The 12,185-nt window shown below is 68.1% G+C and carries 11 protein-coding genes; 7 read left to right on the top strand and 4 right to left on the bottom strand.

The features are described 5' to 3' along the window. Positions 1-882: 882 nt before the first annotated feature. Positions 883-2,883, bottom strand: a complete 2,001-nt coding sequence (locus tag F9C11_RS21000; protein WP_409186570.1) for an NB-ARC domain-containing protein — start codon at positions 2,881-2,883, stop codon at positions 883-885. A gap of 542 nt (positions 2,884-3,425) precedes the next feature. Continuing rightward, positions 3,426-4,043, bottom strand: coding sequence for a TetR/AcrR family transcriptional regulator (locus tag F9C11_RS20995; RefSeq protein WP_409186569.1), 618 nt, complete (start codon positions 4,041-4,043; stop codon positions 3,426-3,428). A gap of 116 nt (positions 4,044-4,159) precedes the next feature. Here F9C11_RS20995 and F9C11_RS20990 point away from each other — a divergent pair, with 116 nt between their 5' ends. Then, entirely contained in the window at positions 4,160-5,539 is a 1,380-nt protein-coding gene (locus F9C11_RS20990) for an MFS transporter (protein WP_409186568.1), read from the top strand. A 453-nt stretch (positions 5,540-5,992) separates the two neighbouring features. Here F9C11_RS20990 and F9C11_RS20985 read toward each other — a convergent pair whose 3' ends face one another. After that, entirely contained in the window at positions 5,993-6,418 is a 426-nt protein-coding gene (locus F9C11_RS20985) for a hypothetical protein (RefSeq protein ID WP_409186567.1), read from the bottom strand. Positions 6,419-6,873: 455 nt separating this feature from the next. Between F9C11_RS20985 and F9C11_RS20980 the strand changes: the two genes are divergently transcribed. From F9C11_RS20980 to F9C11_RS20965, 4 genes are all read left to right on the top strand, one after another. Beyond that, complete coding sequence (locus F9C11_RS20980; RefSeq protein WP_409186948.1) at positions 6,874-7,797, top strand: AraC family transcriptional regulator; 924 nt, start codon at positions 6,874-6,876, stop codon at positions 7,795-7,797. A 137-nt stretch (positions 7,798-7,934) separates the two neighbouring features. Further along, a complete protein-coding gene (locus tag F9C11_RS20975) occupies positions 7,935-8,768 on the top strand; it encodes an EamA family transporter (protein ID WP_409186566.1) in 834 nt (277 codons plus the stop codon). Positions 8,769-8,951: 183 nt separating this feature from the next. Beyond that, complete coding sequence (locus F9C11_RS20970; protein ID WP_409186565.1) at positions 8,952-9,131, top strand: hypothetical protein; 180 nt, start codon at positions 8,952-8,954, stop codon at positions 9,129-9,131. Next, on the top strand, positions 9,131-9,316 hold the full coding sequence (locus F9C11_RS20965; RefSeq protein WP_409186564.1) for a hypothetical protein: 186 nt from the start codon (positions 9,131-9,133) through the stop codon (positions 9,314-9,316). Before F9C11_RS20970 ends, F9C11_RS20965 begins: the two co-directional genes overlap by 1 nt. On the opposite strand, the gene F9C11_RS20960 is transcribed toward F9C11_RS20965, so the two are convergent. Next, the gene (locus F9C11_RS20960) at positions 9,271-10,509 is read right to left on the bottom strand and encodes an APC family permease (RefSeq protein WP_409186563.1); all 1,239 of its coding nucleotides are present in this window, start codon (positions 10,507-10,509) and stop codon (positions 9,271-9,273) included. The genes F9C11_RS20965 and F9C11_RS20960 overlap by 46 nt on opposite strands. A 99-nt stretch (positions 10,510-10,608) precedes the next feature. On the opposite strand from F9C11_RS20960, the gene F9C11_RS20955 reads away from it, so the two are divergent. Both F9C11_RS20955 and F9C11_RS20950 read left to right on the top strand, forming a co-directional pair. After that, a complete protein-coding gene (locus tag F9C11_RS20955) occupies positions 10,609-10,869 on the top strand; it encodes a hypothetical protein (protein ID WP_409186562.1) in 261 nt (86 codons plus the stop codon). 1 nt (position 10,870) lies between these two features. After that, positions 10,871-11,779 carry a WXG100 family type VII secretion target gene (locus F9C11_RS20950; protein ID WP_409186561.1) on the top strand — a complete coding sequence of 303 codons (909 nt, stop codon included), beginning with the start codon at positions 10,871-10,873 and terminating at the stop codon, positions 11,777-11,779. The last annotated feature ends 406 nt before the right edge of the window (positions 11,780-12,185 follow it).

Raw genomic sequence — 12,185 nt, 5'->3', positions numbered from 1 at the left:
GGCCCCTGGCAGCTGCACACCTGGCTCGCCGACTGCCTCCGCGCCGGGCTGCTGCTGCCGCCTCCGGCGGAAGGCTGGCAGGCAGTCCTCCTGGCTTCGGACGTGATCGTGGGCGACCACGGCGCCACGACTGTCTACGGGGCGTGTCTCGATCTCCCGGTTCTCCTGGCGACGTTCCCGGACGACGACGTGGCGCCGGGATCGGTCGGCGAGCTCCTCGGCCGGTCCGCCGCGCGGCTGAACCGGCACGAACCCTTGGACGTGCAGATCGAACGCGCACACCAGAACTACCGGCACGGCAGTCTCGACGACGTCGCGGCCCTGGTCACCTCCTGCCCCGGCGAATCGGCCGCCCGGCTGCGCCGGCTGTTCTACGACCTGCTCCAGCTGCCCGAACCAGCCGGCGGACCCGTCGTTCCCGCTCTCCCGGCCGAGGCCGTCGCCAGTCCCCCGCCGCCCGCCGAGCACGCGAACTTCGTCTTGTGCCAGCCGTGCGAACCCGGTCGTTTCCGGCTCCGCCGATACCCCGCTGACGTGAGTCTCGACCGCTCCGGTTCGGCTGCCTTCGCCGACGCTGTCCTCACCGCGCACGAACACCACCCGGACGACGCTTTGCGCCGCCGCGCCTCGATCGTGCTCTCCTCGGTCGGCGACCAGCGCGCTCTGACCGACGTTCTTCGCCGCCATCCGCAAGCGACTGTCGCCGCCGGCGCCACCGCCAAGGGCAGCCTGCTTCTCACCGCCTCCGGCCAATTCCTCGAATCAGCCTTCGAAGACCCCGAAATCGCCGCAGCCGTATTGTTCGAGCACCTGCTTCGAGATGCCCTGCCCCGCGAAACGACCGTCTCCTGCGGCGGCAAAGCGCTGCGCGGCCGCTTCGCCTCAGTCCCGCAGGTCGGCGCGTAAGGCCTCAGCGCGCTGGTCTGCCAGCAACTCGTACAGTTCCGCGGCACGGGCCAGCACCACGTTGCCTTCCTCCGTGCGTCCGGTTCGCTTGAGCAGCTTTCCCAGCACCTCTCCGGTGTAGGCCTCGAAGTCGACGATGCCGAGTTCCTTCTCCCACGCCAGCGCAGACCGCAGGTGCTCCTCCGCTCGCGCGTCGTCCACTCCGGACAGCACTTCGCCCAGATTCGCCACGGACTTGGCGTGATTGGCCTGATCGGTGTCAGCTCCGAAATGCGCTGCCGCGCGCTCGGCCGCCTCGATCCCCTCCGCGACGCGACCGGCCTTGGCGAGAATCGGCGCGCCGTTCATGTCGAGCAGTCGCTCTTCGCGCAGCCGCAGCCCGGCGGGGAAAGCCGGATCCGCGACCAGCTGGGCGGATCGCTCCAAGCACTCGACGGCGGTCCCGTACCGGCCGAGCCTGCTGTGCACCAATCCCTGCCACACCAAGGTCTTCGCCAGTACCGGGACCGCGACCGCCGCCTCCGCGATCCGATCGGTCCGCTCCGCCGCGAACGCGAACTGCTCGGCCGCCAGGGCGTGCTCGTGGACCGAGTAGTAGGCCTTGCCCAATTCCGTGTGCAGCACGACCAGGGGACGAACGTCGCCCGTCTCCTGGCACACCTGCCGCGCGGCCGCCAAGCCGAGAAGATGCACCGCGATCGCGTCCGCGTACCGGCCGCGCTGGAAGAGGAAATTCGCCACGGCCTCGGCCAGTTCCCAGGTCAGGTCGGAGAAGCCCTCTTCCGCGGCCATCGAAACGATCCGGCGCAGGTTCGGCATCTCGGTCTCGAGGTCGCCGACCGCCCGCCGGTAGCCGTCCTCCCCCGCATACGCCGGAGCGAGCCGGCCGTCGAACCGGGACCCGAAATGGAGACGGCTGGACAGCACCAGCTCCCGCGCGGAGGCGAAGTCCAGATACGCCTCGCCCAGAGCCCGGCGGAGGTTCCGGATGTCCGCCGGATGCTCCGCTTCGTCCGCGTGACGCTGAGCGTGCCGGTGGATGATCGAGTGCATTTCGTACCGGCCGTCGGCGAGTTCGCCGACGAGGGTGGCGCGAGACAACGCCAGCAAGGCGTCCTGGGCCGGCGTTCCCTCCCCGAGCAGCAGCGACGCCGCCCAGACGGGAAACTGCCTGCCGGGGAACAGGCCCAGCCTGCGGTACAGCATCTGTTCCCGCGGCTGCAGCGCCTGATACGACGCCTCGTAGACGAATTCCAGCTTCCGGTCGCGGTCCACCTGGAATTCGGCGAGGAAATCCTGAGCCGATTCGAGCCGGGCCAGCAGCGCGGAGGGCCGCTCATGCCGCCGCGCCCGCAGTTGCGCCCCGGCGATCGTCAATGCCAACGGCAGATACCCGGCCAATTTGGCGATGTCCGCCAAAGCCCGCTCTTCTTCGGCGGCCACCGCCGGGTCCAGCCCCTGGCTGAGCAATTCGATCCCGTACGGCTCGGACAGCACGTCCAGCCGCATGGTCGCGAACCCGGCGAACTCGAAGGCCTCCAGCCGCTGCCGGCTCGTGGCGAGCACGACCCCGGCGGGCGAGGCGGGAATGAGCTGCTCGACGGATTCCGCCGAATCGACGTCGTCGAGCACGACCAGCACGTCCCGCCGCGCGGTCTCGGCCCGGTAGACCGCGAGCTTGCCGTCGAGCGTCGGCGGCGTCACCCTCGGCTCGAGCTGCACCAGGAACACGTCGAGGATCTCCTCGACTGTTTTCGCTTCAGCGGACGCGCCCATCGAGACCTCCAGCACCAGGTCGAACGACGGCGCCAGCTCGCGCACACACCACAGCATCAGCGCGGTCTTGCCCACCCCGCCCATGCCTTGAAGAACGAAAACCCCCTGCTCGCGCTGAGCACGCGCGAGAGAAACCTGCTCGATCAGCTCGTCGCGCTCCGCTTCCCGATCGACAAAACGCCGCGGCGCGGACCTCAACATTTCGCCCTCCCCTGACCCGGCACAGCCCCTCCCCCGATCTGTATACGGACCCGGACACCCTACCGAGCCGGTGCACCCCCGTCACTCTCCGCAAGCTGGCGTGGCCGGAAAGCACCGGCGCGGCCGGGTCCCACGACTACCGTCGCCGGTCGCGTGGGTGACGTGTTGGCGGCCCCCACGAGGCGACGGTCGCCATAGCGCTGGGAACCTCACCGGCGAGTCCGAGTTCCGCGAGTTGGACGCCGCCGAAGAGGGCCAGGGAATCCAGCGGGTGGTGTGCCATCGCGTTGCCGAGCGAAACCAGGCTGTTGCCAATTCGGCTCGCCGTGTTCTCCAGCCCAGCGAGGACCGGGCCGAAGGGGTTGCTGTCGCGGTGGATCGGCGGAGTATCGGAACTTCACTCGCAACAGCTCCGCCGGTGGTGACATCCAGCCTGACGGCATCCTTCCCCTCGGCTAGCGCCTGGGGCACCCAATACGCTTCGGCGACCTGCTCGCCCACCACGGTCAGGCCACATTTTTCCCGGATATTCGCGGCGCATACTAGCTTTCCGGGCGAGCCGTTTCCAGCAGCTGAGAAACAGCTTTGGCGGATTGCCGAAACGGTTCGTCGCTGTCCGCCAGACGCGCCAGGGTATACGCGCCCTGGCGAATGGCCAGAATCGTCACCGCGAGCGCCCGGACGTCGACGTCCGGGCGCAGTTCGCCCTGTTCGACACCTTCGGCGAGCACCTCTTCCAGCCGCTCTTGAATCCAGCCGTACGTTTCGGCGATCGGGGCCATCAGCTCCGGATTGCCGGCGACTTCTTCCTCCTGGACCAGCCTGCCGAGCCGGCAGCCGCGCGTCACGACCCCATCGGGAGCCAGGTATGCCTCGATCCGCCCGAGCAACCGCCGCCGCCCGGCGAAACGCTGCTCCACCTCGCGTTTGAGATCCTCGCCCATGACGAGCTCGGCAGCGCGCGCCAACTCGGCTTTGCCCCGGAAAAAGTGGTACATGCTTCCCTGCCCCGCCCCCGCGCGCCGTTGCACCTCAGCCGGGGTAGCACCCGCGTAGCCGCGCTCCCAGAGCAGCTCCTGCATGCTTTGGACCAGCAACTCCCCCTTGTTCCGCCGCTTGCCGTTCGCGGCGTCGGCGCCCGGGCCGGTCTTCGCGTCCATGACCGCACAGTATCACTTTTGTACTTACAGATACAGTGTACCTTGAAGTACATTGTACTTCCAAGTACAGTACTCTGCCGACGCATGATGCCCGCCGCTCACGAGAAGGGACCGGAATGGGAACGGTCGAGCAGGCACGAGCCGCCGCGCCGCCGAAGCACGCGCGAGGAGCCGCGTTCGCGCTGTTTTCGGTGTGCCTGGGCTACTTCATGGTGCTGCTGGACGGCAGTGCCCTGAACATCGCGCTGCCGTCCATTCAGCACGACATCCACGGATCGCTGGCCACGCTTCAGTGGCTGGTGAACATCTACACGATCCCGCTGGCTTGCCTGCTGCTGTCGTCGGGAGTGCTCGCCGACCGCGCGGGGTCCCGCCGCGTGTTCATGGTGGCACTGACCGGATTCGTGCTGATGTCGCTCGCGTGCGCCCTCAGCGTGAACGTCGCCATGTTGATCGCCTGCCGGGCACTGCAAGGCATCAGCGCGGCCGGCGTGCTGCCGACGACACTGGCGATCATCGCTCGCAGCTACCCCGACCTGGCCGAACGCGCCAAGGCGATCACCGCGTGGGGAGCGACCGGCGGCATCGCGCTCGTCCTCGGGCCGATCGGAGGCGGCTGGCTGACCCAATCGCTGGGATGGCGCGCGATCTTCCTGGTCAACCTGCCGGTCGGTCTCCTCGCGCTGTGGCTTTCCTTCCGGTACGCCAAGGAAACCGAACGCCGCCACGCGGCCTCGTACGACTTGCCTGGCCAGGCGTGCGCGATCGCGGGCCTCGGCCTCGCCGTCGCCGCGCTGATCGAAGGCGGCGCCCTGGGCTGGGGAGACCCGGTCACCCTCGCGCTCGGCGCGGCGGGGGTTCTCGCGCTCGCCTTGTTCGTCTACGTCGAGAACAAAGCCGCGTCCCCGATGCTGCCGTTCGAAATGTTTCGCAGGCACGCTTTCACGGCCGCGGCGGTGTCCGGATTCGCCTTCCAGTTCGGCACTTTCGGACTGCAATTCATCGTCGCCATTTTCGTCGAAGAGGCATGGGGATACTCGCCGCTGCAGGCGGGGTTTCTCCTGCTGCCCTTCGCGATCCTGCTGACCATCGGAACCTCGTTCCTCAACCGGCTGTGGAAGGCACGCGGCATGCGCTGGCTGCTCATCAACGGATCCTGCGTAGCAACCCTGGGCGCCCTTGCCTGCCTTGCCGCTTCGACCCCCTCGACGTGGCCCGCGCTGACGATCGGCTTCGCCTTCACCGGCCTGGGCGCCGGGATCCTCGCACCCAGCATCAACGGCGCCGCACTGGCCGAAGTGGACAATCAGTTCGCCGGGCTGGCCTCGGGAGTGCTCAACACCTTCCGCCAGATGGGCCTCGCCGTCGGAGTCGCGGTGCTAGGCGCAGTTCTGAGCACCGCCGGCTCCTCAACCGGCCTGCGAATCGACCTCGTCGTCGGGGTCGTGAGCTTCGTGACCGTCATCGTCCTCGCCGCCAGGCACATCCGCCGCTGACTACGCGCTCGGCCACCACCCGGACCGCCCGAGTCCGCGAGAAGACTTCAGCCCGCCGACAGGCTTCCTTGACAGCGAGACGTCTGTCGGCGGGCCGCCCGGCAAGGCCGCGAGTCCGTGCTTCTCCTCTGAGGCGGCGAAGTCCCACGCGCGCGCGGCGTTGTCGTTGCCGGCGCTGGCCAACAGCCAGCCCGTGGTGTCGACGGCGATTTGACGGACCATTCAGCCGTAGCCGGGCAACGTCTCGGCCGGCTCGGCGATCAATCCGTCGGTCAGGTGCCAAAGCCGGACGAAGCCGTCGGCTCCGGCAGTGGCGAGCGTGTGCCCGTCCGGGCTGAGTAGGACGGCGTTGGCGTGGCGTGGTGCCTCGGTGACACTCCAGAGCTGGATCGGGTACCGCCCGGAATGCGGCCCCTCAGCGCGGCCGAGCAGCTCGAAACGGCATTCCAGCCGTCACTCCTGGCCGGTCACTTCCAGCTTGTTCGCACGGGCACGGGCGACCACGCGTTCCTTCGCGGCCGGGGTGACCGCTGCGACCAGCTCTCGGACACGAGACGCGTCAGCGTCGGCAATCGACGTCCACTCCGCTCGATCGCGGCCGATGAAAAGGACCGTGCCCGCGAAGACGTAGAGCACCTGCCGCAATCGGGCAAGCTCCATCGCCGCCGACGTGGCGTAGGCGTTGTACTGGTCCGGCTCAGGTTTCCCCTCCCACTCCCGGTGCACCATCACAAGGCCCGGCGACAGCTGGAACTCGTCGACGCATCCGGCGACCTCGCGCTGCAGAGCACGCGACAACACGTCGGCGTCGTCGCTGTCCGTGGCACACTCAGCGATCACGCCCAGTGGCGTCACGGTCAGGTACTTCACCACAGCCATGGTTGCCTCCGCCAATGCGACCCGGCGCGTACGGCCCCGCAGACGCAACCGGAATGCTGCCAACTGGCACATGGGGACACAACGCTATTGGCGCGGCAACCTGAGACGAAGGCCAGCCAGACGAATCTCCCGGCAAGCAGCAACGCGAGAAACAGACCCGAATTGGCGTGTTTAGAACCGCGGAAACTGGATAGGCGCGATCACCTGACGTGGCACGGACAGGGCTTTTGGAGGGGTGTTCCCCTCAGGCGTTGTCTCGATCAGGTGTCGTTGCTATACCAGAACACGAAGCGCCGTCACGTCGCGACGGCCACCGCCCAGCACTTGCAGAACGAGCGGGGTCAGCAAGGCTGCGAGCCCAGGGAGCACGAGTGTAAGGGGGAATCGGCGTGCGCAGGCCGCTAGGCAACTTCGTACTGATCGACTCGGGAGATTTCGACGAGGCCCGGACGTGCATGTCCGGCATCTGCGGCGCCGTCGAGTTCTGTTCTCGCCCTGAAGCGCCGGCACCCGGAATTCGAATTCACTCACACACAACGGGAAACCTTACGATTTCCTATGTCAGCAGCGCGGAGCCCTTTCGGATGCGTCTCACGAACTCGGAGAACCTCTTCCTGGTGTGGCTTTCCTGCTCGGGGCGCTCGACATTCGAGGCGACCCGCGCGCGGACGCTGGTCAGCGAGCAGCGGGGCTGGGTGAGCAATCCGGGCTCCGGCACCGAAATCAGCTGGTCGCGCGATTGTGCGCAGCTGATCGTCGGCATCGATCGATCGAGCCTGGAACGACGTCTCGGCAGCCTGCTTCGGCAAGCCCTTCCGCAACCGCTGGCTTTCGAGGGCCCGCTCGACACCGCAAGCCAGCCGCTGAGCGGCTGGCACGACGGAGTAAGACTCTTCGTGAAGTCACTCGACAGCCGAAACAGCGCGCTCGAACACCGCGCGGCAGCGGATTCGGTGGAGGATGCGATCATGACGACATTTCTCGTATCGCATCGGCACAATTACTGGGACGTACTCCGAGAGAGCGTGGACCTGGTGCCGTCACGGGCGGTCCGGGAAGCCACCCGTCTGATCGAGAGCCGCCCTGACCGTCAGCACTCGGTCGCCAGCCTGGCGCACGCGGTGGGCGTCAGCGTGCGTGTCCTCGAACGAGGTTTCCGCCGCTACCTCGACATAACCCCGCACAACTATCTGAGAGACGTCCGATTGCGCCGAGCACGGCAGGATCTCGAGGTCAGCGTCCCCGACGCCGTCACCGTTTCCGAAGTGGCGCGACGGCACGGCTTCTTCCATTTCGGACGTTTCGCGGCGACCTACCGCGACCGGTTCGACGAAGCTCCTTCGGACACTCTTCGGCGTGCGGGCGAGCTTTTGCGCTGATCGCCTTCGTGGTCGTGTGCGATCGGTTGCGGGACGGCCGAGCGAGCACTATGCAGGAATCATGACCGTCTGTCGACGCAGCCGCACTCCGACCGGCGCGCTGGTGGCGTTCGCGCCTGAAGACCGGATGCGCGCGCGTGGGTGAGGTCTTAGCGCTGCTGTCAGCTTTGTGTTTCGGCCTCGCCGATTTCTCCGGCGGTCTGCTGTCGCGGCGTTCTCGTGCCGAATTGATCGGCTTCATCGGCCAGGTCAGCGGGCTCCTCGCGACGGTCACAGCGTCGTTGCTGGTCGCCGCGCCGCACGTTAACGCGCCGAGCTTGCTGTGGGGTGCGCTCTCCGGAATCGGTACCGGAATCGGGGTGCTGTTCCTGTATCGCGGCATGGGCCGGGGACGAATGAGCGTGGTGGTGCCGCTCAGCGACGTCGGCGGCGTCGCTCTTCCCGTGCTCGCGGGGGTGGCGCTTCTGGGCAATCGTCCGTCGCTGCCCGCGTGGGCCGGCATCGTCGTCGCGCTGCCGGCATTGTGGCTCATCGCCCGGGAAGGCGGCGACAAGGGCAACGGATCCGCGAACGGAGCACTCGACGGGCTCCTCGCCGGAATCGGATTCGCTCTGCAGAACATCGCGCTCGGTCAGGTCGACCCGTCTGCCGGGATGTGGCCGATCGCGATCAGCAGGCTGCTTTCCGCGCTCACTCTCTTCCCCGCCGCGCTCGCGACGCCGGATCGATTCCGGATTCGGCCGCGGCTGCTGCTGCCCGCCGCCGTGACGGGAATCGCCGCCGCCGCGGCGATCGTGCTCTACACCTTGGCGACACGCCAGCAACTTCTCGCGGTCGCCGTTGTGCTTTCGTCGCTCTACCCCGCCATCCCGGTGGTACTGGGAATTCTGCTGCTCAAGGAGAAACTCCGGGCGTCGCAAGTGGCAGGACTCGCCGGCGCCGGAGTCGCGATCGTGCTCCTGGCCGTCTGAGGGACCGCGGGCTGTACGCATCTTGGATATGACGGGTCGCTGAGGTGATCGCGACGGACGCCGCCCGGCGCTAACGTCGTCGACATCCCAGATTGCGGCGTCACTCCCCCAAAGCGAGGGAATTGCTTCAAACAGAAGGCATTCCGGAGTGCCGTCGTCTTCGACGCCCTCAAGGAGTGTGTTGTGACTTCGGTGTCGTACGCGAAAACCGGCGGCCGCGAAATCGCGCGCCCCAGTCATCCTCTCGACCCGCTCACCGCCGACGAGATCCGCTGTGTCAGCGGAATGCTTCGCACCCGGCCGGAGGTGAACGACCGCACCCGGTTCGTGCATGGAACCTGCTGGGCAAATACGACTACCTGATGGTGCTGGAAACGCGGGACGATCCCCGCGCCGCCTTCGGCGCGATGTCGCTGATCGCCCAGTCCGGCTCGATGCGCACCGAAAGCATGGTGGCCATGCCGCTGACCGAGTATTTCGAACTGGCCGGCGAAGTCGCCGGTCAGACTCCGGCCGCGGCGGCGCGCCGAGCGGAGAACTTCAAGTAGGCCAGCGCTCCGGCCGCCACCATCGCCGGGAACACCAGATACCAGCCGGCGAGCACGAAGACCGCCAGCACCAGCACGACCGCCGCGAGCGCGACCCACCACTGGCGCCGGCGGGCCGGCAACAGGCGCAGGCCGGCGAGCATGGCGACGAGGTAAATGCCCGCGAGGCACGCATTCTCGGCCCGCAGAGCGGGCTCGAGCCGGAAGCCCGTCAGGGCAGTGACCACGAAGCTGACCGCGATGCCCGCCGTCACGACCAGCAGGCTCCGGCGCGGCACCTCGCCCGCGTTGCTTCCCTTGGCCAGCCACGAAGGCAGCGCACCGTCGCGGCCAAGGGCGGCGCCCAGCTTGGACATGCTCGCGACGAAAACGTTGAGCACCCCGAGCGTCACGACCACCGCGACAACCGCGGCGATCACCCGGACGGACGTGCCCAGCGAACGGCCCAGCAACTCGGCCAGCGGGGCCTGAGCGGAACCGGCTGCCGGACCGAGCACCAGGATCGTCATCCCGCCGACCGCCAGATACAACACGCCGATCACCACGATCGAGATCCCGGTCGCCAACGGCAGGTCCCGCCGCGGCCGGCGGAAATCGGGAGCCAGGTGCGTGACGGTCTCCCACCCGGTGAAGGACCACACCAGCAAGCTGACCGCCGTAGCCACGCCGCCGACACCATGCGGCGCGAAAGGCCGAAGATGTTCCGGCTGGGCATGAGGCGCCGAGAGGACGACCGCGCCGACCAGCAAGACCGCAAGGAACGCGGTGAGCACCAGTTGCACGCGTCCGGACAGCTCGACACCGACCGCGTTGACGCCGACCGCGACGAGCACGAGCGCCACGGCGACAACCACAGTCGTCGTGCGTCCGCCGCCGACCAGGTCAGTCACATAGGCCGCACCGAAAGCACTCGCCGCGGGCATCCCGGCCAGCGCACCGAAATAGAACCACCAACCGGCCACCGCGGAAGCACGGCGGCCAAAAGCGCGACGAGCGAACGTCGCAGGCCCGCCGGCGTCGGGATGGCGGCCCGCCAACGCCCCGAACGTCGCGGCCACCGGCGCCGAGACCACGACCAGCACGAAAAACGCCACCAGCGCCGCCGGCCCCGCTGCCTTCGCCGCCAGGGAAGGCAGCACGAGCAGGCCGGTTCCCAGCACCGCCCCGACATACAGACCCACCCCTTGCAGCACGGACAGCTGCCGTTTTTCAGTGTTCCGTTCAGCCCGCGCCGTCGATTGCCCTCCCATGGCCGTCTAGTACCCGGTCGTCGACGTCCGAACACTCCCGCCTTGAGCGCCGTCACTAGAACGAACCACTCCCCGCTGCCGGAATGGTGCACCGCCAGGGCTTCAGCACGCACGGGCCAGGCCGCCCAGCAGTACCAACAGGACGAGGACCAGACCCACGCGCGGCTGAAGCAGCTCGGCAAGCCCCTCGACGACCTCATGCTCGGCAAGCCGATACTCCGCGGCGGCGTCCGGGTCGGCGAACCGATGCCGCGCCGCGGCGTCGCCATCGGCGAGCCGGAACTGCCCGGACAGGAGCGCTGAGATGGCGGACAACCCCCCCCCCGTCGACAAGGGCGCGCATACGAATTTCCAGGACTACAACGTGCTGTCGAAGAACAGCGACGGCGGTTACTCGTTCACCCCGCTGACAGAAGCCCCAGGCGCGAGTGAGGAGAATCCCGGCTGGCTGTCCGGCCTGCCGATCCTCAGCGACGCCGAGAACATTTACCACGACCTCCAGAACAACGACAAAGTCGGCGCGGTCCTGGACGCCGCCGCGGCTTATGTCAGCGACGGCGCGTTCGCCGGGCAGCTCGCCGAGGACGTCGCGACCGGTAACGTCGGCGGCTTCGTCGGCAACCTGCTGGCCGGACCGCTCACCGCCTGGCTCCTCGACCACGTCAAACCGCTCCGGCTGGTGATGGACGAACTGGCCGGCAATCCGGGCACGGTCGCCGCCATCGGCGCCTCATGGTCGAACACGAGCAAAGCGCTCGCCGGGATGACGACCGATCTGCAGCACGCGGCGGCCGGGACGCAGGAGTACTGGAAGGGCGCCGCGGCCGATTCCTACCGCACCGGGAAGGCCGCGAACCTCGCCAAGGCGCTGGGCACCGCCAGCGTGCTGTGCGAGGCGTGGGGGCTGGCGGTCAAGCTCATGGGCGAGGTGGTCAAGGCCGTGCACGACGCGGTCCGCGACCTGATCGCGCAACTGGTGGCCCTGATCGTGGAAATCTGCATCAACCTCGTCGCCGAAACGCCGGCGGGCGCAGTGGCCGAACTGGCCCTCGATGCCGGGCCGGACATCACGAAGGTCTTCGCGATCGTGTTCAAGCTCCTGACGGGCGTGGGCGAAGCCCTGGAGACCCTCCTCGCGAGCATCGCGAGGATCGCCACCGTCATTTCGGAGCTGTACAAGCTGTTCAGCGGCGAGGCCGCCGCGCACCGCTGAACGCGGATCGGCTCGCGGCGGCCAGGACCGCGGTTTCCGCTGCCCGGCGCCAGCCCGGCTCGATCGGGCGGTTGAGGAACACCGGACGCCGACAAGGTCGGGCAGCCCCCGTGCCCGCGCTGCCTGGCCGAGCCAGGCTGGCCGTGCCGGTCCCGCTCCGGCGAGGTCGCCGGGACCTGCCATTTTGGACATGCGGCATCCCAGCGGCCGCCAGCAGTAGTGCCGTCGCCACGGCTGCGAGCCGATGGCCCTTCGACCGCAGCCTTCGCCAACTCACCTCGGCCTCCCCGCCGAGAGCCGCGTACGACCTGCCAAACATAACTAAGGCAAGCCGTCGTCACCCCACCTGCGAGGGCCATATCCATCGGCGCGTCCAGGACCGCCCCGGCCGCGTGTGTCGCCGTGA

The organism is Amycolatopsis sp. VS8301801F10 (genome assembly GCF_046195355.1).
Classification (GTDB): domain Bacteria; phylum Actinomycetota; class Actinomycetes; order Mycobacteriales; family Pseudonocardiaceae; genus Amycolatopsis.
Note: the sequence above shows the minus strand (reverse complement) of the source record. Positions and strands in the feature narration are given on the sequence as shown.

Coding starts and splice junctions, on each gene's coding strand:
- F9C11_RS20990 (WP_409186568.1), top strand. CDS start 4,160: ATGGGAACGGTCGAGCAGGCACGAGCCGCCGCGCCGCCGAAGCACGCG.
- F9C11_RS20985 (WP_409186567.1), bottom strand. CDS start 6,418: ATGGCTGTGGTGAAGTACCTGACCGTGACGCCACTGGGCGTGATCGCT.
- F9C11_RS21000 (WP_409186570.1), bottom strand. CDS start 2,883: ATGTTGAGGTCCGCGCCGCGGCGTTTTGTCGATCGGGAAGCGGAGCGC.
- F9C11_RS20950 (WP_409186561.1), top strand. CDS start 10,871: ATGGCGGACAACCCCCCCCCCGTCGACAAGGGCGCGCATACGAATTTC.
- F9C11_RS20980 (WP_409186948.1), top strand. CDS start 6,874: ATGTCCGGCATCTGCGGCGCCGTCGAGTTCTGTTCTCGCCCTGAAGCG.
- F9C11_RS20995 (WP_409186569.1), bottom strand. CDS start 4,043: ATGGACGCGAAGACCGGCCCGGGCGCCGACGCCGCGAACGGCAAGCGG.
- F9C11_RS20965 (WP_409186564.1), top strand. CDS start 9,131: ATGGTGCTGGAAACGCGGGACGATCCCCGCGCCGCCTTCGGCGCGATG.